The organism is Paenibacillus sp. FSL H7-0756, assembly GCF_038006765.1.
Classification (GTDB): Bacteria; Bacillota; Bacilli; order Paenibacillales; family Paenibacillaceae; genus Paenibacillus_AQ.
In genome coordinates this window covers 1035105-1057416 of the sequence record NZ_JBBOVT010000002.1, presented here as the reverse complement: position 1 = coordinate 1057416, position 22312 = coordinate 1035105, and the positions used below count along the sequence as shown (strand labels likewise).

21 protein-coding genes are annotated in these 22312 nt (G+C 51.5%); 18 read left to right on the top strand and 3 right to left on the bottom strand.

Annotated features, from left to right (window positions below; all coding sequences use genetic code 11):
* Positions 1-4 precede the first annotated feature (4 nt).
* The 5 genes from NST04_RS21165 (at position 5) to NST04_RS21145 (ending at position 8368) form a co-directional block, all read left to right on the top strand.
* The gene (locus NST04_RS21165) at positions 5-763 is read left to right on the top strand and encodes a DUF6063 family protein (protein WP_341186014.1); all 759 of its coding nucleotides are present in this window, start codon (positions 5-7) and stop codon (positions 761-763) included.
* Entirely contained in the window at positions 750-5273 is a 4524-nt protein-coding gene (locus NST04_RS21160) for a hypothetical protein (RefSeq protein ID WP_341186013.1), read from the top strand. Before NST04_RS21165 ends, NST04_RS21160 begins: the two co-directional genes overlap by 14 nt.
* Before the next feature lie 39 nt (positions 5274-5312).
* Positions 5313-6143, top strand: a complete 831-nt coding sequence (locus tag NST04_RS21155; protein WP_445667936.1) for an aldo/keto reductase — start codon at positions 5313-5315, stop codon at positions 6141-6143.
* A 127-nt stretch (positions 6144-6270) separates the two neighbouring features.
* Positions 6271-7740 carry a TPM domain-containing protein gene (locus NST04_RS21150; protein ID WP_341186012.1) on the top strand — a complete coding sequence of 490 codons (1470 nt, stop codon included), beginning with the start codon at positions 6271-6273 and terminating at the stop codon, positions 7738-7740.
* Between the two features lie 118 nt (positions 7741-7858).
* Positions 7859-8368 (top strand): GNAT family N-acetyltransferase, encoded by a 510-nt coding sequence (locus tag NST04_RS21145; protein ID WP_341186011.1) that lies wholly within the window; start codon positions 7859-7861, stop codon positions 8366-8368.
* A 67-nt stretch (positions 8369-8435) separates the two neighbouring features.
* On the opposite strand, the gene NST04_RS21140 is transcribed toward NST04_RS21145, so the two are convergent.
* Positions 8436-8975: a DUF4303 domain-containing protein gene (locus NST04_RS21140; RefSeq protein WP_341186010.1), complete on the bottom strand. Its 540-nt coding sequence runs from the start codon at positions 8973-8975 to the stop codon at positions 8436-8438.
* Positions 8976-9056: 81 nt separating this feature from the next.
* Positions 9057-9998, bottom strand: coding sequence for a hypothetical protein (locus tag NST04_RS21135; protein ID WP_341186009.1), 942 nt, complete (start codon positions 9996-9998; stop codon positions 9057-9059).
* Positions 9999-10149: 151 nt separating this feature from the next.
* Between NST04_RS21135 and NST04_RS21130 the strand changes: the two genes are divergently transcribed.
* The 4 genes from NST04_RS21130 to NST04_RS21115 all read left to right on the top strand — a co-directional run bounded on the left by NST04_RS21130 (position 10150) and on the right by NST04_RS21115 (position 14068).
* Positions 10150-11289, top strand: coding sequence for a phosphodiester glycosidase family protein (locus tag NST04_RS21130; protein WP_341186008.1), 1140 nt, complete (start codon positions 10150-10152; stop codon positions 11287-11289).
* 126 nt (positions 11290-11415) lie between these two features.
* A complete protein-coding gene (locus NST04_RS21125; RefSeq protein WP_076078080.1) occupies positions 11416-12348 on the top strand; it encodes a LysR family transcriptional regulator in 933 nt (310 codons plus the stop codon).
* A gap of 15 nt (positions 12349-12363) precedes the next feature.
* A complete protein-coding gene (locus NST04_RS21120) occupies positions 12364-13482 on the top strand; it encodes a 5-methyltetrahydropteroyltriglutamate--homocysteine S-methyltransferase (RefSeq protein ID WP_341186007.1) in 1119 nt (372 codons plus the stop codon).
* Between the two features lie 127 nt (positions 13483-13609).
* Positions 13610-14068 (top strand): GNAT family N-acetyltransferase, encoded by a 459-nt coding sequence (locus tag NST04_RS21115; protein ID WP_341186006.1) that lies wholly within the window; start codon positions 13610-13612, stop codon positions 14066-14068.
* 89 nt (positions 14069-14157) lie between these two features.
* On the opposite strand, the gene NST04_RS21110 is transcribed toward NST04_RS21115, so the two are convergent.
* Positions 14158-14568, bottom strand: coding sequence for a hypothetical protein (locus NST04_RS21110; RefSeq protein ID WP_341186005.1), 411 nt, complete (start codon positions 14566-14568; stop codon positions 14158-14160).
* Between the two features lie 552 nt (positions 14569-15120).
* Here NST04_RS21110 and NST04_RS21105 point away from each other — a divergent pair.
* The 9 genes from NST04_RS21105 (at position 15121) to NST04_RS21070 (ending at position 22222) form a co-directional block, all read left to right on the top strand.
* Entirely contained in the window at positions 15121-15609 is a 489-nt protein-coding gene (locus NST04_RS21105) for a DUF7689 domain-containing protein (RefSeq protein WP_341186004.1), read from the top strand.
* Between the two features lie 29 nt (positions 15610-15638).
* Positions 15639-16319, top strand: a complete 681-nt coding sequence (locus NST04_RS21100; protein ID WP_341186003.1) for a hypothetical protein — start codon at positions 15639-15641, stop codon at positions 16317-16319.
* Positions 16320-16577: 258 nt separating this feature from the next.
* Positions 16578-16745: a hypothetical protein gene (locus NST04_RS34050; protein ID WP_445667935.1), complete on the top strand. Its 168-nt coding sequence runs from the start codon at positions 16578-16580 to the stop codon at positions 16743-16745.
* A gap of 159 nt (positions 16746-16904) precedes the next feature.
* On the top strand, positions 16905-18467 hold the full coding sequence (gene lysS / locus NST04_RS21095) for a lysine--tRNA ligase (protein ID WP_341186002.1): 1563 nt from the start codon (positions 16905-16907) through the stop codon (positions 18465-18467).
* A 94-nt stretch (positions 18468-18561) separates the two neighbouring features.
* Positions 18562-19281 (top strand): YebC/PmpR family DNA-binding transcriptional regulator, encoded by a 720-nt coding sequence (locus NST04_RS21090; protein WP_341186001.1) that lies wholly within the window; start codon positions 18562-18564, stop codon positions 19279-19281.
* An 89-nt stretch (positions 19282-19370) separates the two neighbouring features.
* On the top strand, positions 19371-19805 hold the full coding sequence (locus NST04_RS21085) for an NUDIX hydrolase (RefSeq protein WP_341186000.1): 435 nt from the start codon (positions 19371-19373) through the stop codon (positions 19803-19805).
* A gap of 18 nt (positions 19806-19823) precedes the next feature.
* Positions 19824-20588 (top strand): TSUP family transporter, encoded by a 765-nt coding sequence (locus NST04_RS21080; protein ID WP_341185999.1) that lies wholly within the window; start codon positions 19824-19826, stop codon positions 20586-20588.
* Positions 20589-20611: 23 nt separating this feature from the next.
* Positions 20612-21046: a GNAT family N-acetyltransferase gene (locus tag NST04_RS21075; protein WP_341185998.1), complete on the top strand. Its 435-nt coding sequence runs from the start codon at positions 20612-20614 to the stop codon at positions 21044-21046.
* Positions 21047-21049: 3 nt separating this feature from the next.
* Positions 21050-22222, top strand: coding sequence for an alanyl-tRNA editing protein (locus NST04_RS21070; protein WP_341185997.1), 1173 nt, complete (start codon positions 21050-21052; stop codon positions 22220-22222).
* Positions 22223-22312 lie beyond the last annotated feature (90 nt).

The window sequence follows — 22312 nt, the reverse complement described above, 5'->3', positions numbered from 1 at the left end:
GGATATGAGTTATTCCCTAGAGCAAGTTCAGCAGGCTTCCAGGCTGTTCTTCGACCTGCTTCGGCGCAAGGTGATTCCGCTGGATGATCCCGCTGCGGCCGAATGTCTGCAGGATACCGCCGCTCATGATGCCCTGCAATATGTAGCCAAAGAAGCCGGCTGCCGGATTATGAATTCCGGTCACCGCCTGCACCTGCTCGTGAGTCCGATCGGCTCCGGGTTCGCCAGCAACTTCACTCAGCTGCGTAATAAATATTCACGGATTGAGCGCAAGACGCATTTACATATCATTAACGTTATTATCCTCGTCTTCCTGGCGGAGATGGATCAGGATGAGCAGCACTTCAAGCCGGGACAGGACAGCATGTCCTATATTCAGTTGTCAGATCAGGTATCCGAGCTGTTCCAAGGCTGGATCGGCATGGATGAAGACGGCAGCTTCAGCAAGCAGTGGCGGCTGGATATCCAGGCCATGCACAGAGTGTGGACCAGCCTCTATATGCAGACCCGCAGCCAGGAGGAGGGGGATTCGCTGACCCGCGGCGCAGGCTCCCGGATTGGTCTCATTCACGAAGGAATGAAGCTGCTGGAGGAGGAGCATCTGGTGTTCATTTCGGAGAATGAGAAGCGGATTTTCCCAAGGGAAGAGCTGTACGAGCGGATGCGTTATCTCTATCACGATGTGGACCGGTACAAAGAGCTGAAGGCTCTGGTTGGCCGGACACTCAGCGAACAGGAGGGTGAAGCCCATGCCGCGCATTGAGCGGATCCGCATCGCCGGACTCAAATACGAGAAGATGCTGAAGAAATATGAGGATATGATCCTCGATCTGTGTAATGAAGAGGGCCCGGCCAATACCCTGATTACGCTGATGAACGGCGGGGGGAAGGGCGTGCTGCTGCAGTCGATTTTCCAGTTGCTGATGCCTAGAGCCGCCTGGGGTAAGGATAATGAGAACCAGGTCGAAGCCTTCTTCCACAATCACAAAAAACAGCTGAAGCCCTACACCTTCCACGTGGCTATCGAATGGCGGCTTGACGATAAGGAACGGACGGAGTATATCACCACCGGGATCGCGATGACCGCCCAGCATTCCATGGACCAGCTTGAGATCAAAGTCGATTATCTGCTGTACGCGCTGCTGAAATATGAAGAGACGGCTGAGCTTACACTCTCCACCCTGCCTTTGTATGATCATGAGCTGAATACGCCCGCGAGCTTCGAAGCGGTTCAGCAGTTTGTGCGGGAACGGCGGGGTGAGATTAATGTCTACGGCAGCAGCAGCTCCGATCTGAAGAAATATTATGCCTATCTGGCTGACCATGATATCCATATCGATGAATGGCGCAATATGCGCAGAATCAACGGGGAAGAGGGCGGCATCAAGGGCTATTTCCAGAAAAATGATGCCTTCACCAATCATAATCTCTTCGAGCGGCTGATTATTCCAGAGATCGGTTCCAGTCTGGGAGGGAGCCTGCGCGAGGATGAAGGCTCGCTTCAGCGGATGTTCGTGGATACCGCTACAGTTGCACAGCGGCTGCCGATGCTGGAGCAGCGCGAGCGGGCTTTTGCCGAGTTCACCTCTCTTGCGGCTCCTTTGTATGAAGCGGTGAAGCTCGGAACGGAGGCGGATCTCAGCTTCCGGGAGACCGAACGGCTCGGAGCCCAGCTCTATACCGTTATTCATGATGAACTGAAGCAGGCGGAAGACAAGCGCCGCAGAACAGCGGATGAGCTGGCTGGACATTATCTGGAAGCGAAGACGCTCAGATTCGAGAGCGATAATCTGAAGTACCTGCGGCTGAAGGAAGAGCATGACGGCAAACAGGAGCATTTCAGAGCCGTCTCAGACAATCAGACACGGGCCAAGCAGCGTCTGGAAGAATCGAAGCAGAGGGAGAAGTCGCTGGAGGTCGCCCATTATCTGGCCCGGCGCAAGCTGCAGCTTCGTCAGATGGAGCAGTGGCAGAAGGAGATTGAAGCCATCGAAGGGTCGCTTGCGATGAAGGAGCGCCAAGAGGTGATTCAAGGGGCCAAGCAGGAGCTGCGGATACAGTGGGAGCAGGTATACCGGTTATGGCAGGCGAAGAGTCTCTTCTACAGCGCGCAGCAGCAGTCTCATGTAGCGGAAGAGCAGATTCTGCGCAAGGGCAGGGAGGAGCTGCTGCTGGAGCTTGGCAGACTGGATGGGAAGCTGCAGGAATTAACAGCCTTGATCCGTCAGTATACAGAGGATCTGGGTGTGTTCGCTTCCCGCCACGGGCAGGAAGCTGCCCACTCACCGGCAGCCGCCCTTCAGCGCGCGCTGATTGCAGCCAGAGGGCTGACTGAGCAGATAGAGGCCTTGAATGAACAGCGCAAGACCGCTGAGGACCAGAAGCTGTTACTGCATACGCAGCATACCCGGCTGGCCGAGAAGCTGCTGGGGGCCGAGGTTCAGGCAGAGGAGCTAACCGGGCGAATCGAAGCCCAGATGAACAAGGAGTCGCAGCTCTGGTCACAGCTCGTAGTGCTGCTGGAGATGTACGAGGAGCATCAGCTGCTTGGCGCGACAGCTCTATTCGAAGCGAAGCCTCTAATCCAGGAGCGGTTCATCCGCAGGCTGGAGGATACCGAGCAGCAGACGAAGCGGCTGCGGCGGGATTATTATCAGCAGCAGCTGGATGTCGAGCTGCAGCAGGAAGCCTACTGGCTGCCTAACCATGATATCGTAACGGTGAAGGATGCGCTGGATGCCCTCAAGATTAGTTCCATGACGGGCACCATGTATCTGAACGATCAGCCTTATTTGGTCCGCGAGGAGGAGCTGGAACGCCACCCGCTGCTTCCTTACGGCCTGATTGTCACGAAGCGTGAAGCGGCTAAGCTGCAGCCGGAGCTGCTTAAGGAGCTTCTGCTTAAGGCTCCGGTCCCGATCTTCGTGCGCGAGGAGATGGCGGAGGGCGGTACAGACGCCTTCCTGCTGCTGGCACATCAAGGGCCGCAGATGGTCTTGCAGCCGGATCATTTTCAGGAGTGGAAGCGGGGGATGGCCTCCAGACTCCGTGAGCAGGAGGAGGAGCTTCAGGCGCAGGAAGCGTATCTTGCCAAGCTGAAATCCGCCCGGCAGGAATATGAACGTCTCCATCAGGGCGAGCATACTGCAAGTCTGCGGATCAGACAGAAGAGTGCGGAAACCCTGCTGCAGGAGCTTCGCAGCCAGCTGAATGAAATGAACGCAGAACAGACACGCTATGAGGAGGTTCTGGCTGGAATTTCCAGAGACCTGTCAGCCTGCGAAGCGGATAAGTCCGAGCAGGAGACCCGGGAGGCGGCGTTGCGGGAGTGGAGTGAGCGGAGCCGGAAGCACGAGCAGAACTATACAGACAAGCACAAGTCTGTGGAGCAGAAGAATAATCTCAGCAAAGAGATTGCAGTGAAGGACCAGCAGCTCGCCCGGCTGAAGGCGGAGATGGACAGCCTCGCCTTACAGCGCGAGAAATGGATCGGAGATGCCCGTTATTCCGTGTTCCCGCGGCTGCAGAACTGGTTCCCGGACATACAGTTCCCCGGTGAGTCTGCGGGTGCGAAAGTTCAGGGTGCTGATACTGAGACGGATGCTAAGGCAGATGAAGCTGCTGCCGATGAAGTACTGAATGAGACGGTGCAGGACAAGCTGCTGCAGCTGCTCAGTACAGCCGAGAGTCTTCAGCAGTCGTTAAGCCAGAATGAGCTGGAGATCCGCACAAGAACAGCCCAGATCAAGGCGGCCAGAGAACAGCTGGCCGAGCTGGAAGCTGCTGTGCAGCAGGTAGATGCCGGATGGCAGTCTGCCTCTGAGCCGCAGGAGTCACCGGATATGATTCAGTCCGCCAGAGTCCGCCAGAAGAGTGACACGATGATTCTGGACGAGGACTATCAACAGCTCCGTGATTCCTTCATCCGCTGCCAGACCGAGCTTGACAGCCTGCGCAAAGAGCTGGGCAAGTCCGAAAAGGCGATTAAGGAGAAGCATGAGCGGACGGTAGAGCTATGGCATGAGCCGCTGGAACAGAAGGAGGAAGAGATCAGTCAGCGGATCCGGGAGAATGAGCATTTGCTGAATACCAGTAAGCAGGCGCTGGCTTCCATGGATCAATGGCTGCTCATTCTCGGCAATCAGAGCCGGATTATGGATACCCATGTCGAGCACCGTGTGCCGCTCCGGGAGGTGCCGGAAGAAGTGCAGCTGAGTGTGCGGGAGAGCTGCGAGACGCTGGTGGAGGATTGGCTGCAGCGCAGCAAGGAGAGCCGCAGCCAGCGGGCAGAGGTCTCCCGCAAGGTGAAGGAAGAGAAGACTGAGCTGAGCGGCAAGGTGGCCAAGTCCGGCTGGAATGCGGAGCTTGAGACGAAGATTCAGGAACGCCTGAACAATGTTCACTGGGATGATTTCGCAATCGCCTTGCAGGTACTGGATTCCATGCTTCAGAGCTCGCGTGATCAGATGGAGAGCATCCGCAGCGATAAAGAGGATATGGAGCTGTCCCGCAAGCTGTGGGTAGGCCGGGCAGCCAAACGTGTGGTGCAGATCGTTGATATTCTGAAGCGGATGGAACGCCGGATGATCATTCACAATGAGAACGGCCATGCCTTCCCGCTGGTTAAGCTGAATTACAAGAATATTAATGTTCCACGGACGACCGATGACATCGAGCCGCTGGTCAGCGAGTATTTCAACCGCTGCATCAGCAGCCTGCTGGAGCGATTCCCGAAGATGGAGCAGGTTCCGGCTTCAGCCGTCAGAGAGCTGATTAACGATGGACGCATAGTATACGCGGCGCTGCAGAACCGCTTCCCGGTGTTGCAGGTGTATAAGCCGGTGACGGAGAATTACTTCCTGTATGCCGCTCCCGAGGACTATCATTATTCCGATTGGGAGGTTATCAACCGCGGCGCGCTGGATGAGGCGGTGGGCAGCGGCGGACAGCGCCAGTCTGTTCAGCTGCTGGTGGCGATGATGATTATGACGCACAAGCGTGTTAACCGTGAAAATAAAGGCTGGACGGTCTTCCTGTACGATAACCCGTTCGGAGAGATGGTCTCAAATAATGTGCTTGATCCGGTCTTCGAGATTTCGAAGGCGCTGAAGTTCCAGTGGCTGATCGTCACGCCGCCGGAGCTGGTCAAGAATGATGTCAGCATCCGCTTCGGCGTGTACTGGCAGCTGTATTTTGGCGGAGATAAAGGGGATGCTCTGGATTCGACCCTGATCAAAGGCGGCCGCAAGCTGATCCCTGCTTCATTATTCTAGTTAATTCAACAAATCCATTAGACAGGTGGTAGTGTGATTATGATGAACTTAAAATCGGCAACGAAATTAGCTAACGGGGTAGAAATGCCATGGTTCGGGCTTGGTGTCTTCAAGGTACAAGAGGGCCAGGAGGTTATTGATTCGGTCAAAGCAGCCATTAAGGCGGGTTACCGGAGTATCGATACCGCATCCGTGTACGGAAATGAAGAAGGAGTCGGGCAGGCTATCCGCGAGTCGGGAGTAGCGCGTGAGGAGCTGTTCATCACCACCAAGGTATGGAATACGGAACAGGGCTATGATTCTACGCTGGCCGCATTTGACCAGAGCTTAAGCAAGCTGGGACTGGATTATGCCGATCTCTATCTGGTACACTGGCCGATCCGGGCTAAGTACAAAGACACCTGGCGCGCCCTTGAGAAGCTGTATGCAGACGGCAAAGTCCGCGCCATTGGGGTGTCCAATTTCCAGATCGATCATCTGGAGGATCTGCTTACTGTGGCCAAGGTGAAGCCGATGGTCAACCAGGTGGAGCTGCATCCGCTGCTTAACCAGCAAGAGCTTCGTGAGTATTGCAAGGCGCAGGGCATTCAAATTGAAGCCTGGGCCCCGCTGGCCCAAGGGCATCTGCTGGACAATGAGGTATTGGCCGATATTGCAGCGCATCATAACAAAACGCTGCCGCAGGTCATCCTGCGCTGGGATCTGCAGAACGGAATCGTGACGATTCCGAAGTCGGTCAAGGCGGAGCGGATTATTGCGAATGCCGATATTTTTGACTTCGAGCTGTCGGAAGAGGAGATCAGCCGGATCAATGGCCTGAACCGCGATCAGCGCTTCGGCTCCCACCCGGACCGGTTCAATAACGAGTAAGCCCCGGCAGACTCTTTTGAATAATTACTAGATTCGGACATACACATAAGAGAGATGGAACTACAAGTCCATCCCGTGCGTAACCGATATAGTAATAGAAGAGATACGAGAAGCCGGAGGGGATTTAATGAAGCGTGCAAGAATACTGCAAACACTGCTGACCGGTATGCTGATCATGATGCTGCTGCCGTTCATTCCGGGGAAGGCAGAGGCGGCAGTGCCGGCTCATTCGGAAGCCTTTTATGTGAATGACTTTGCGAACGTGATTGATGAGAAGACCGAGAACTACATGGTCAACTATGGGGTGAAGCTCTATCAGGAGACCGGGGCGCAGGTAGTGCTGGTTACGGTGAATTCAACGAACGGCGTATCTATGGAGAAATATGCAACCTCGCTGTTCAATTCATGGGGAGTCGGCTCGGCGGACAAGAATAATGGACTTCTGCTGCTGCTCTCCATTAAGGACGATGATTACTGGGCCGTTCCCGGCAAAGGACTGGAGAAGGAACTGAACAGTGGTGTAATCTCGAAGATTCTCTCTGCATCGCTGGAGCCGGACTTCGCAGCCAAGAAGTACAGCGCAGGTGCTAATAAAACCTATGGCGACTTCATTCAGAAGCTCGGCGGAAGCTACTCGGAAACGCTTGGCACCCGCAGCTATGTCTCGGACAATGCCGGAATTTTCCCGCAAGTTACCAAGGATTATCTGAACCAGTCCAGCAACCGTTACGCGGCTACTACCGGGAGCGGAATCTATGTGGTAACGGTTAAGAATACCGGCGGCAAGAGCCTGCAGGATTATACCTATGCGAAGTTCGCCGGGGTGGCTGCCGGACCCAGAGATGTGATGCTGGTGCTGGATATCGGCGGGGATAACTATCATGTGCTACAAGGCAAGTCGATCGATAGAGTGCTGACGAATGAGCGGATCAGCGGGATTCTGAATACGGTGCTGGAGCCTAAATTTGCGGCAAAAGATTACGCAGGCGGCGTGGTGGGGACGGCGAATGCTTTCTACAGCTTCTTCCTGGCCCGGGCGGATGCTGCTTCGGGACAAGCCGCAGGCAGTTCTGCATCCACAGCAGCCTCCACCGTCAGCAAAGCGCCTGTGGCAGCGAAAGAACCTGTGGAGCTGGTGCCCGTCTCCAGATCCAAGGGGATGGCGATTGCCGGAATATTCCTGGTTCTTGTTGCGCTAATCAGTCTCGCAGCCAGCTCACGCAACCGTTATGTTGCCCGTTACGGGATACGGATCAATCCGCATAGCCCGCGCAATATCCGGCGTTATGGCGCCTGGACCGGCCAGCCCGGCTATGGCTACAGCCAGCGAAGAAGATACCGGCGGCCGCACCACCACTCTTCCTCGGGAAGCAGCTCCAGCAGCTTCTGGGGCAGTAACTCCGGGGGCGGCGGTTCTTCGAGTGGCGGGGGAGCGGGGCGGTACTCCTCCTCTCATAGAGAATCGAACAGTGGAGGAGGGGGTTCTTCCAGCGGTGGCGGCTCTGGCCGGCACTCCTCTGGCTCTTCCGGTGGTGGAGGCAACTCCGGCGGAGGCGGCAGTGCAAGCAGCGGTGGCGGTGTAGGCAGAAACCGGTGAGAATGGCACTCTAAGCCTGAAGTGCAACGCTCACAGAATGGACAAATAGGGGAAGCCGTGCAGGGATGCGCGGCTTTTTTTCAAAAGCACAGTCAACTGGAAAGGAATGATTGACTTTATGAGTATTTCTATAACGGTCCGCCGGATGAAGTCCGAGGACATTACAGGGATACATGAAGGGCTGGCTCCGCATGATGTCAGCAAACCTTTAGAGTATATTGAACAATGCTGGGAAGAGAACGAAGGGGGAAAGCGGCTTACGCTCGTAGCCCTGCGTGAGAATGAGTTTGCTGGCTGGGGACATATCGTCTATAGCTCTCACTACCCTTATTTTGCCGAGAATCACATTCCTGAGATCCAGAATCTTGATGTGATTCCTCCTATGCGCAAGTGCGGCATCGGCAGTGTGTTGATGGACGAACTCGAAGCAGAAGCCTTCGCCGGATTTGACACGGTTGGTATTGGTTTCGGACTGTATGACAGCTATGGTACAGCGCAAAGGCTGTACATCAAGCGGGGCTATGTCCCGGATGGCCGGGGACTTATGTATGACAACCTGCCCGCAGTTCCTGGAAGCCAGGTTCGGGTGGATGATGAGCTCACGCTATACTTGACAAAATCAAGATAGCGCACGAATTACCATTACTACAGCGGCAGTCAGGGGTGTTAGCCCGGGCTGCCTCTGTTTGGTTTCTTTAGCTTTCAGCATCATAGCGTGCTAAGAATTCAGGAACCAATTTATGATTTGTCATCAGCGCCACCGATTCATTTTCTAATTCCTCAGCCAGCTCATCGTCGGTCATGGATACAAAGAAGGTAATGTCCTCTTTGGTTTGATTATATTTTGTGAAGATATCGTCCTTGGTTTCGTTAACAACCTTGGCAATGATTTTGACCATTTCATCTTTATATTGGTATACATTATCCTGTGCATATAAAAAACGGCTGATATGATTGAAATGCGAATGCTCGCCATATTGAAATTCGGAAATTCCCCATTTGTAATAGAGCTCTGTTTCAGCATCTTCACATAACCCTTCACTTGTCATATCGGCAATATGTCTGGCAAGGGATTGCTCTGTATTGACAGCAAGGAACAGAGTGACAAAGTCGCTATCCGTCCCTACTGCGCAGACATACACCTTCTCATGTGCTGTTTCCTCTAAAATCGCTTCAAGGTCAGCCACAAAGTCCTCGCGAATCCGTTGTTCAAATTCAGTTAGAAAAGCGTTCATGATAACCCTCCTTAAATTATGTTTAGGTTGACTTCACTTATAGAATAGTAGCGTAGGCTATAGGTACGCAAGCTCCGGCCTTTATTTCCGGTTAGCGTCCGTCAGCGCATTCTCCCGGATCGTATTCAACTCCTCCGCACTGAATAGTCCGCTTCTGTACAAATTAACGAACTCGTCCGACACACTCTGGTCAAAAATAATCATATCATCCGTGTTCACCGTGACTTTGACGCCATAATCATAGAGCTTGCGGATGGGATGTGACGCATAATTGGCCACCCTGGAGAGCAGAACATTGCTGGTGGGGCAGATGTTAAGCTGGATGTGATGATCGGCAAGCCACTTCATCGTCTCTGGAGATTGCGCTGCTGCGATGCCATGCTGAACCTGATCCAGCTCCAGTTCCTCCACCGCCTGTTTTACCAGATCGGATGTGCCGAACTCGCCTACATGCGCCTTGAGAATCAGTCCCCTTGCCTTCGCCATGCGGAACACCTGCTTAAACCCCGGAACGGCAAACTCATCACCAAAAATATCGAGGGATTTAAAATAGTTATACTCCAGATATTCTTCGAGCATCTCAATGGTTTCTTGAAGCGGCGTATGGGTGAGAAATGCAAGCTCCGGGACAAAATGAATCTCTGGTGCAAACCGCTCGTGAATGCCCTGAATGGTATGGATCAATTCTGCTATAGAATGGTCGAACCACGCTTCCTCTCCTATAGTTACACTCATATGCAGCAATTGGACGCCGTCTGTCTTCGCTTGGACAAAAGCTGCCTCAATCCGCTTCTCATACCCGATCCGCCCAGTCAGCAAAGGCTTGATATAGCGGGCATTCCACCGGTTCATCTCCCCAAGATCCGTAAATATGGGACATTCCGGTACAGCCGTACCGCACCAAGCTGTGATGTAACGTTTGTTGCCTCCCCTGGTGATATGGTTGTGCAGATCTCCTTTGGGCACTTGCCGGATATTCTCTTGACTGTTCTGTTCCAAGGCTGCGATGAATAGCTGTTTCAAGCCGCTGTCCTCCTAGGTTTTAATTGGTCCGGCCTGGACTTATGTTAATCAGTTTACAGTTTTTGGACAGAGTTAAACAAACTGAAACTTTTAAATCCGGAATTTCGTCTATCATGGAAGTTGTGAGTTTGTAGACTTAACCATTATCAGTATGTTAGGGAGGATTTCAGAAGTGAGCTCTTTACCACAACGTTCTACTGTCCGCAAGAAGAAGAAGCCAGCGCCCAAGCGCAAGAAAAGAGGTTTCTTCCGTACACTCTTCAGGGTGTTCATGGTCTGTTTCATTCTGGTTATAGCAGCCGGAGGCTGGCTCTATTTCGCACCGTCGGCCAAGAATACGCGCTTCCTGATCGCAGATACGCTGATTACGACTCAACACCGGCATTGGGCCAAATATATTATCGGCGAAGAAGAGCTGAAGCACCGCGTCAGCGATTATACCAAGCGCTTCGAGGAGATGGGCGACGAGGTAGACACCCATGAGATCAAGCCTGAGCCTGTAAAGGAAGCGGAGCATACACCACTGGTCCAGGTTGAAGAGGTTTCGGGCAGCGGCTATAGCGGCTATGTCATGATTGTGAACGACCCCAAGAAGGTGCGCCTGGGTGTGCCGAGCAAAATCGGCTCCGGGGAAAAGGTATCCAGCATGGTGCAGCGGACGGGGGCTATCGCCGGGGTGAACGGCGGCGGCTTCGCCGATCCGAACTGGAAGGGCAACGGCTTCAAGCCGATCGGGCTGGTGATCTCGCAAGGGAAGCTGTTCTACAATGGATTGGGCGGCAAGAAGTCCACTCAGATTGTCGGCATTGATAAAGAAGGTAAAATGGTCGCCGGTAACTACACTCTGGATCAGCTCAGCAAGATGGGGGTGCAGGAGGCGGTTTCTTTTCAGCCGCGGATTATCGTGAACGGGAAAGGCCAGATCAAGAATGCCGCCGAAGGCTGGGGCATCGCGCCAAGAACAGCTATGGGTCAACGGGCAGACGGTGCGCTCATCTTCGTAGTCATTGACGGGCGGCAGCCGGGCTACAGTATCGGGGCGAACCTGTATGATGTGCAGCAGATTATGCTGAAGCATGGGGCGGTCATCGCGGCCAATCTGGACGGGGGATCTTCGACAGTGCTGGTGAAGGACAATGAGATTGTCAACAAGCCCTCTTCGCAGTATGGGGAGCGTTACTTGCCAACGGCATTCCTGGTATTCGATGACCCTGAGAACGCGAAGATCAAGAATATCTGGGAAGGGCTGGACCCGGCCAAAATCGACGCAGGCAAGAAGCGCACCCAGTAACATCCGCCAGGCCACCTGCTTCAATAATCTATAGTAGATCAGACGCGGCAGGTGTGCTAGGATAACAAGTAAATTCTTATTTTGATGAACCTGCCAGGTGAAGTCCTTGATCGGAGGGGGAAAAGTTTGACTTTGCAGCAGCTCCGCTATGCGATTGAGATTGCGAACAGCGGCTCTATGAATGAAGCGGCCAAACGGCTATTTGTGTCACAGCCCAGCCTCTCGAATGCTATCAAGGAGCTGGAGAACGAGCTGGGCATTACGATTTTTGAACGGAATAACCGGGGAATCAGCATCTCGGCGGAAGGTATGGAATTCCTGGGCTACGCCCGGCAGATTATTGAGCAGACCGAATTCATGGAGAACCGCTATACCGGCAAGAAGCGCAGCCCGATCTATTTCTCGGTATCTACACAGCATTATGCGTTTGTTACGGATGCTTTTGTGAAGCTGATGAAGGAGAGCAAGGTGCAGGAATACAATTTCAGCCTGAGAGAGACGCAGACCTATGAGATCATCGAGGATGTGCGTACCCTGCGCAGCGACATCGGGATTCTGTATATCAACGAGAGCAACTACAAGATCATGAACAAGCTGTTCAGTGACGGGAACCTGAAGTTTACCCCGCTGTTCAATACGAATCCGCATGTCTATGTGCGGGCAGGGCATGTGTTGGCTGCAAAAGAGTGGATCACGGCGGAGGACATTCATCCGTATCCTTACATTACTTTTGAGCAGGGGGACAACAATTCGCTGCATTTCTCGGAAGAGATGCTTAGCTTCACACAGATTGAGAAGAATATTAAGGTGACCGACCGGGCCACGCTGACTCATTTGCTGCTCGGAAGCGATTCGTATACTGTGGGGACCGGGATTATGGCCTCTGAGCTGGATGATGCGGGGCTGATCACGATTCCTTTTGACAGCAAGGAAGTGTTCTCTGTCGGCTGGATCGCCCACAAGGACCGCAAACCGAGTGAAATTATGTCTACATATATCGATATTCTGAATGATCTGGTGTCGGGTAATGCTTTCGAGCTTGAATCTTTCTTATTATAAGAGCAGGAGGGACGTATGAGCAGTCCAGTGATCGGATCGACAAGAAACGCACCGCCCTTCCGCTACGACATTGTCGGGAGCTTCCTGCGTACAGAGGAGATCAAGAATGCGCGCAGCCTATATGCGGAAGGTGAACTAACTGAGGGACAACTGCAGGAAATTGAGACTGTGGAGATTCGGAAGCTGCTGGAGCAGGAGAAGGCGCTTGGGCTGCATGCGGTCACAGACGGCGAATTCCGCCGTTCCTGGTGGCATCTGGACTTCTTCCTGGGGATCGAGGGTACTGGAAAGATCACTCTTGGCGGTACTCCCGGCGCTACCAAAGAACAGGTGAACCGCGCCGAGAGCTTCAGGATTACCGGTAAAATCGCCTTCGGGGACCATCCTATGGTCGCGGAATTCCGCAGCTTGCAGCAGATGGCCGGAGAGACCATGGCCAAAATGACGATTCCTTCCCCCTCTTTGTTCCATTTCGTGCAGGAGTATAACGGCAACGAGATTTATTCCGATACCGAAGCGCTGTATGGGGATATCATTCAGGTGTACCGGACGGCGATTCAGGCCTTCTATGATGCCGGTTGCCGTTATCTGCAGCTGGACGATACCACCTGGGGGACGCTGTGCAGCGGTCGTCATCGTGCACATCTGCGCAGCAGGGGCGTTGACCCGGATCAGCTGGCAAAAGATTACGTCCGGCTGATCAACGAGAGCATTGCCGGCCGCCCGGCGGACATGACCATTGCCCTGCATGTATGCCGGGGCAATCTCCGCTCGACCTGGTTTGCCGCCGGAGGGTACGGGCCGGTCGCCGAGGAGCTGTTCTCGAATACGAACGTGGACGCGTTCTTCCTCGAATACGACAATGAACGCTCCGGCGACTTCGAGCCGCTGCGCTTCATCCGGGACCAGTTCGTGGTACTGGGACTGGTGACCACCAAGCATGGCGGTCTGGAGAGCAAGGAGCAGCTCATCGCGCGTATTGAAGAAGCTGCGCAGTACGTAGACATCAACAAGCTTTGCCTCAGCACACAATGCGGCTTCGCCTCTTCGGAGGAAGGCAACATTTTGACGGAAGAAGAGCAGTGGGATAAGCTGCGGCTGGTGATTGAGACGGCGAATGAGGTTTGGGTGTAGCGCTCAATGGATCGGGATTAATTGGTGTGAATTGGGGAGGATTGCCGTGGATGGCAATCCTCCTTTTTGCGGAGATTGCTAGGCAGCGGGCTGTGCCGGATCATAGGTGGATTTCCTCCACTTGCTGATGAATGAACGGACTTTGCCGGGACAGCAGTTGGATAAACGACACTTAATTTCTCCCATATTCCGCCGTAGCGGCATATCTCGATGCAGTAGTTGCTGTTTTTCCACTTGTTCACCTGAAACTATTAGAAACCGGGAAATTAAGATACTTTATTCCATTTGTTTACTGCGGAGGGTGGGGGTGTTCTGTGTGCTTGCAATTGTAGTCGATGAGGAGGGTAACTGCTGGATACCAGCCCTTATGATTGATGAGCATCATCAAGGACAGGGTTATGGCAGACAAGCAATGGTGAAATTAATCGAGCATATGCGAAATGAAGGGTGTACCCGATTAATGATCGGGCATAGACCCGGCAATCGGATTGCCGGATTGTTGTATGATTCGTTAGGATTCCAAAAGGTCAGTGAAGAGTTATGTGATGGTGAGGTTGTACGATGTTTGGAGCTTAATTACAAATAGCCTTCCAAAGAGCACTGATCGTTTGGGCCATATGAGCCGGGACATTCGATTCTAATAGTCGCATAGACCTGAATCGTGATTTCTTACTGTTACATACTGTTGAGAGCTTTTTCTATTTTAACTCCAAACTCTGTTTCGTTTAGTTTAGGTGTTCTAGTTTTTGAATCGACGAGGGCGTAATACAGAACTAAATATGTTCCGGATTGGTAGACAATTGGTGCGTGGGAACTAAGCAGCTGAATACTTTCTTCAAAGTGTTTTGTTCCATTTTCTCGTTCCTTCTCCGATCCGAAAACGTAAACTTTTATAATTTCCTCATTACTCAGTTTATAGCTAACAGGTTTAATACCCTCAAGCATTTGGTCGTCAGGTGATTCAATTTGTGTAATGTTTTTTTCAAGGGACATCATGGCTTCATTCACGTTAGAATATTTTGGTTGCGAAGAACAAGCAAAAAGAAATAAAAAGCTAATGAAGGTGAAAAACAGATTTTTTTTCATGAATAATCCTCCTTTTTTGTTAATTCAGAATCAATAAATTGTGAGTCGATTTTTGAGCTGATCTCCTTCTCAAGACACAGATAAGGTGAGACGAGACCTGCCTATTATATTTGATTATATTTGACGTTGCATCTTCGTATTCCTTGCTGCCAAAATAAAGAAACCAAGCTTAACCTATTTAAGGTACTCTTTTATCCACTGTTCAAGCGATAATGCCATCCTATAACTTTAATGATGCTTTGGAATGTTGGAATTACGAGTCAGTGATCTTCTATATATCTTTTAACGCCATGAGATTCAATTATGATCATTATATCTTTTATTAACCATAATTTCCTTTTCGGTGAGGGTGAAATCTTCGGTTTTAGAAAGGTGGAAATGTCACCCAGCTTTACGAGTGCAAAAAAAGTCTCATATTGAATTGAATATATAAGGTTTAAATAAAATTATTTGTCGAAAAAACATTACTTATGTACTATAGAGAAAAACAAAATGGTAAATTATACTTTATAAATACATTAAATATAAAAAAAACAAAAAGGAGGTACATCTATGAAGCTAAAGAAATACCTAGCTACTGGAGTTGTAACAGTTGCAGTTTTTTGTGCAGGGGGGCTAACGGCATTTGCGGGTTATACTAGTGATTTCAGCTTTCCAAAATCTACTTACGAATCTATGGTCAAAACATCGGGCAATTATTATTATCTAGCGGCTGCAACTCCTAATTATAACTGTTTAGGATATGCGCTAGGTGATACAAATAACTGGGTATGGCCATGGGGAGGTAGTAACCCTACACTGCAACAAGCCAATAATTACATGACTTCCCAAATGTATAATCCGTATCCATATAGTTCTGGCGCCTCGAATGTAAAGATTATTGCATATGGTACATCTACAAATAATGTCACTCACTTCTCTAAAGCAGAAGGAACTAATTACTCTAATGCAAAATGGGGGAAGTTAGAAAGAATCCAATCTTTAGGATGGGATCCATATACATCGAATGTATACGGAGCAGCATTACAAGTTTATAAATAATGAATAAAATATTTGATTGAGGTGATAAAATGAATAAGAAAATGCTTGTCGGAATTTTCGCCCTCGGCTTTACTGTTACTTCTTCTTTATATGCGGTACGTGCAAATGCATCTGTTGAGAAACAAATTGACCAGAATCTTAATGGTTTGGCCACTCAACTGCAAGCAGAAGTTACTAACAAAACTGAGCTTGCCATGAGTAGTAATCCTTATGATTTTATCAAAAATAGCGAAGAATATACTAATATTGTGAACATTGGACCGGATGCTATTCCAATTTTGGAAAAGAAAATTGATGAAAGTGAAGGTAGTGGTCTATTTGATTATATTTTTGCGGTTGCTATCGAAGAGATTTCAAAAGTTGATTTGAAAGAAGAACAAAGTACGGCATGGGCTTATGGTGATAAATTTTCTGAAAAATGGAAGGTTAAATTGAGTACACTTCCTGCAGAAGTTGAAAATATCGCTAATTCTGATTTATCTGAGAATGAGAAAATTACTTCTTTGACCAAGCTTGGTCTACCAGCAGTTCCATTTATTATGGATCAAGTCGAGTCTGGTAAAACCGAACTCTTTCCAGTAGTTCTGACTTTGGTTCCAGATGCTCAAGCGAAATCCCTGACAGCTATTGACGAAGTACAATGGGCTAAGGATCACAAGGATACATTTGCGGATCTTAAAAAGTATGTTTTATCCAAAAATAATGAGTGATTATCTTTAAATAAAGCGAAATAAAGTCCAAGAAAACCTTAAAACGAGGTAGTTCCTCAGTCATAGAGGCACTGCCTTGTTTTCATTCTTAAAAAAGCTATTTTTCCATGTGGTAGGAACAGTGAATATCTCAATCATAGAGTAAGTGATTTACTCAAAGCTTTAGCATTGATACAGTACTGATTTTCAATTTTCCTCCGTTGACAAAACCATCCACCCCAGCGTAAAATGGCACATAACAACTTACAGCAACAAGCGATGAAGAGAAGAGTAGGCAGGCAAGCAGCGTTCACAGAGAGCCCCTTCGTGGTGAAAGGGGGCAGCGAAGCGTCTGATCCGAATAAAGTCTCCGAGCTGCATAGGGAATTGGGCATAAGTGTCCAAGGATGGTATGCCGGGATCTCCCGTTATAGAGATAGGGTATAAGCGTTATGGCCGTACCCGAAGAGGCGGATAAGGCAACTTGTCCGTGAACAGAGGTGGTACCGCGAAGCTGATTCAAGCTCTCGTCCTCAAGATATGAATCTTGAGGGCGGGAGCTTTTTTGCTTTTACCCCACTATACCAAACAGTAGAGGTGATCAACATGCATTGGGCAGAAAAAATGGCAAACCGGTTAATCGCGGAGCATCCGCAGCGGCAGACATATGTATGTGCATCCGGGATCAGTCCGTCCGGGTCCGTTCATATCGGGAATTTCCGCGAGGTGGTAACGACTGCATTTGTGGCGAAGGCGCTGCGGCGGGCGGGGAAGGAGGTGCGGTTTATTTTCTCATGGGATGACTTCGACCGGTTCCGTAAAGTTCCGGCCCATATCGATCCCCGCTTCGCGCAGTATATTGGGCTTCCTTATTCGCAGGTGCCTTGTCCGTATGGCTGTCATGCTTCGTATGCGGCCCATTTCGAGTCGGAATTCGAGCGGGCGCTTCAGGTATTTGAGATTGAGCCGGAGTTCATTTATCAGAGCCGGGAATATCAGTCAGGCCGTTATAATCCGCAAATTCTGCACGCCCTGCGCCGCCGGGGAGAGATCTACGATATTCTGATGTCTTTTAAAACAGGCGGGAGTTCAGCAGAGGAACGGGCAGCATTCTATCCCATCCATCTCTATTGCGGGCAATGCGGCAAGGACTCGGCCACCATTCTGGATTACGACAATACGGCGGAGACGGTGGCTTACCGCTGCGGCTGCGGTCATTGCGATACCATACATATTCCGCAGGCGGACAATATCAAGCTGCACTGGAAAATCGACTGGCCGATGCGCTGGCAGCAGGAGCAAGTCGTATTCGAGCCGGGCGGCCGGGACCATTCGTCAGAGACAGGGAGCTATAATGTGGCTGCGGTAATCGCAGAGCAGATCTTCGGGTATTCACCGCCGTTGTATGAGCCATATGAATTCATCAGCATCAAAGGCAGCTTTGCCAAAATGTCCAGCTCCTCCGGGCATAATTACACTCCGGATGATCTGCTAGAGGTCTACGCTCCTGAGAACATCCTGTTCCTGTTCGCTAAATACCAGCCGAATGCTGCCTTCCATATCGGGCTGGATGAGGATGTGCTGCGCAATTATACGGAGTTCGAGCGGTATGCTGCGGGAGCACGGGCAGGTACATTAACGGGCGATCTGGCGGCTGCGCTGGAGCTGTCACTGCTAAGCGACTCCCCGGTAAGTGCTGGAACTACCGTTAGCTTCGGCCAGGTAGCCAGTCTGCTTCCCTTAATCAACTTCGACAGGGACAAGCTCCGGGAGTTGTTCACCAGAAATGGTGAGAAAATTGATGAACTCCGCTTGCAGAGGGTGGCAGACCGTGCAGAGTACTGGATCAGAAACTGGATGCCGCACAAGATGGTAACGATTCAGACCACGCCCAACTATGCGTATTATCATTCCCTTACCGGAGTGGAGCTCAGATGGCTGCGGAGCTTGTGCAGTCTGCTGCGGAGCAGGGAGCTGGACGAGACACAGCGGATGACCGAAATCTACGCCATTTGTCAGCATGAAGACAAGAAGACGATGCGCTACCAGCAAAAAAGACTGTTCACCATTGTTTATCAGCTGGTGCTTGGTGCAGAGGAGGGTCCGCGTCTGCCCTGGCTAATCCAGGCTGCCGGGACAGAGCGGATGCTGAACTTGCTTGATTTGTGAAGGAGCATGGACGGCCCTTTACGGGATCGATTGAAGAGAGGTATAATATACAAGACTGTTTTTAATTAAATGTTGGAAAGTGAGCGGTAACCATATGGGTCGTAAATGGAATAATATTAAGGAAAAGAAAGCATCCAAGGATGCTAATACAAGTAAAGTCTACGCCAAGTTCGGGGTAGAAATCTATGTTGCAGCGAAGAAGGGCGAGCCTGATCCGGAATCCAACCGGGCGCTGAAGGTCGTTCTGGAGCGGGCCAAGACCTATAATGTACCGAAGGCGATTATTGACCGTGCCCTGGAAAAAGCCAAGGGCAGCGGCGATGAGACCTATGTTGAGCTGCGCTATGAAGGCTTCGGTCCAAGCGGCTCGATGATTGTAGTGGATGCGCTGACGAATAACGTCAACCGCACGGCTCCGCTGGTCCGTTCCACGTTCAGTAAGAACGGCGGCAACATGGGCGTCAGCGGATCGGTTACGTATATGTTCGATCCGACAGCGGTAATCGGGGTGGAAGGCAAATCTGCGGATGAGGTTATGGAGCTGCTGATCGAAGCAGACCTGGATGTCCGCGATGTGCTGGAAGAGGACGAGGCGGTAATCGTGTATGCTGAGCCGGACCAGTTCCATGCGGTACAGGAAGCCTTCCGCAGTACGGGAATCACGGAATTCACCGTAGCCGAGCTGACGCTGCTCCCGCAGAACTATGTAGCTATTCCTGAAGATGCGCAGGCACAGTTCGAGAAGCTGATCGATGCGCTCGAAGAATTGGACGATGTACAGCAGGTCTACCACAACGTGGATTCAGAAGAATAGAATAGCGGTAACATTAATGAGCGGGCAAGCCGATTTCCAGGCTTGTCCGCTTATTCTTTCGGGAGCGAGAATGGAGGGGAAGAGCTGGAATGGAAGTCTTTCGATTCGTGAGTGTGGTTCATGTGTTTTTGATTCAGGAAGGGCAAGTCCTGCTGCTGCGGCGCGCGAATACGGGACATCATGACGGGGAGTATGGGCTGCCTGCCGGGAAGCTGGATGGCGGCGAGCCGCTTCATACCGCCGCCATCCGTGAGGTCCGGGAAGAATGCGGTGCTGTTATAGCTCCCGCCGGGCTTACCCTGATCGGAACGATGCACCTGCGTACCTCCGGGGATGAGCGGGTGGATTTCTTTTTCAAGGCGGAGCAGTGGAGCGGAGAGATCTGCAACATGGAGCCGGACAAATGTGATGACGTAAGCTGGTTCCCGGTGGATGCGCTGCCGGAGAATATCATCCCGTTCGTACAGGAGGCGTGGAATACATTCAGGGATGGCGTCTGGTATGCTGCTCACGGATGGAATTAGAGGGGGAATGGCGCAGTAATGGAAGACTGGACGCTCAGTATGGTTCTTATATTGGTGGTATGCGGATTTCTGGCCGGGTTAATTGACTCTGTAGTGGGCGGCGGCGGTCTGATCGCGATTCCGGCCCTGCTGTCGGTAGGTATCCCGCTTCACCTGCTGCTTGGCAGCAGCAAATTGGCTGGATCGATGTGCTCGCTGACCAGCACCGCCTCGTTCGTGCGTTCCGGCAAAATCAATTTCAAACTGGTCCGCACCCTCATCCCGTTATCCGTCATTGGCGCGATGGCCGGTACGCTGACTGTCCGTCAGGTGCCTTCCGAGTTCCTGAAGCCGCTGGTGATCGTGATGCTGATCGTAATTACCCTCTATACCTTGTTCAAAAAATCCTGGGGAGATATCTCCACCTTCTCCGCGAAAAACGGCAGGCTGCGCCTGGCCGGAAGCATGGCGGCACTGGTTATCGGCTTCTATGACGGGTTCTTCGGCCCGGGAACGGGGTCGTTTCTGATTTTCGCTTTTCTGATGATGGGGTTCGAATTTGTAACCGCCGCAGGCAATGCCAAAATCCTCAACTTCGCCAGCAATATCACAAGCCTGCTTACGTTCATTGTCTTGGGCTCTGTCAGCTATACTCACGGGCTGATTCTTGGGATTCCGATGGTCATCGGAGCCATTGTCGGCTCCCGGATAGCCATCCGCAAAGGGGCGGCGTACATTCGTCCGTTATTCATTACAGTCACTGTTATATTGATCGGCAAGCAGATATGGGATACGATGCATTAAGCACAACTAATGGAGTGAATGAGATGGAGATCAAGCTTATACATAAGGAAGAAGTCTGGAAGCTGAGGCATGAAGTGATGTGGCCTGAGCGGGAGCCGGATTATATTAAGCTGGCAGATGACGATCAGGGCAAGCATTACGGGCTGTACGTGGGAGGTCGTCTGGTATCGGTGTTATCCCTGTTCATCAATGGAACAGAAGCACAATTCCGCAAGTTCGCTACCCTGGAGCTGGAGCAAGGCCAGGGCTACGGCAGCAAACTGCTGAATACGGTCCTTGCGGAGGCGGAACAGGCGGGGGTGCAGCGGATTTTCTGTAATGCCAGAACCTACAAGGCAGGCTTCTACAAGAAGTTCGGAATGCAGCCAACCGATGAAGTGTTCAGCACAGGCGGCAAGGATTACGTGGTCATGGAGAAGTTCTTCGGACCTGGAACAGATGCGAATGGGGGAGCGTAAGAGATGACCAAGAAGCTATATTATAATTCGGCGTATATAAAAGAATGGAGCACCACCGTGACCTCCGCGATAGAGCGTGAAGACGGGATTTATGTGACGCTTGCGGAGACGGCTTTCTACCCGCACGGCGGCGGACAGCCTTGTGATACGGGAACCATCGGCGAAATTGCTGTGCTGGATGTGGTGCTGGAGGATCAGAAGGTGCTGCATAAGGTAGCGCAGCTTCCCGGGCAGACTGAAGTGGAGTGCGCCATTGACTGGACACGGAGATTCGACCATATGCAGCAGCACTGCGGCCAGCATCTGCTGTCGGCGGTATTCCGTGAGCTGTATCAGGCACTGACACTGAGCTTTCACCTGGGCAGCGACTATGCCACAATTGATCTTGACATGCCGGAACTGTCAGCGGTGCAGCTGGCGGAGGCTGAACAAGAGGTGAACCGCAAGATCTACCGGAATCTAGCGATTACCAGCTACTTCGTGACCGCAGAAGAAATGGCCAAGCTGCCTCTGGTGAAGCTTCCTAAGGTAACAGAAGATATCCGGATCGTCGAGATTGAAGGTGTCGAGCATAACGCCTGCGGCGGTACTCATGTCGCTTCGACCGGGGCGATTGGAATAATTAAGCTGCTGAGGTCCGAGAAGCAGAAGGGTAATATTAGAATTACCTTCAAATGCGGAAGCCGGGCGCTTGCGGAATTCAACGATCATATGCAAATCATGAGTCAGCTGTCCGCCCGATTCAATACTGGCAAGGACGAGATTATGGACCGGCTCGGAAAGTGGGAGCAGGAGCAGAAGCTGCTGGCAGCGGAGCTGGCGGCTGTGAAGGAGCAGAATGACAGCTATCTGGCCCGGGACCTGTCATCTTCTATGGAAGAGGGCGGCGGGGTGCTGACGCATATTTCGGATAGTAGACCTCTTAAGGATCTGCAGAGTCTGGCTGCGAAGCTGACGGCGCTGACCGACCTTCCGGTGCTGCTGCTGAGTGCGGCGGAGAATAAGGCAGTGCTCGCGCATAGCGGATCTGCGGATTTCTCGTGCGGCGCATTCTTCAAGGCTCACCTGGGCGGCTACCAGGGCAAGGGCGGAGGCAGCGACAAGCTGGCTCAGGCCGGATTCCCGTCATGGGAAGACGCACTCGCATTTTACAATTTTGCCAAAGAACAATTCTGATTCATGTCCTGCTGGAGAATTATCCCGGGCAGGTATTTACTTGTTATGGAAGGATAGACGTACCCGCAGAGAGAGAACGTAAGAGCTTAG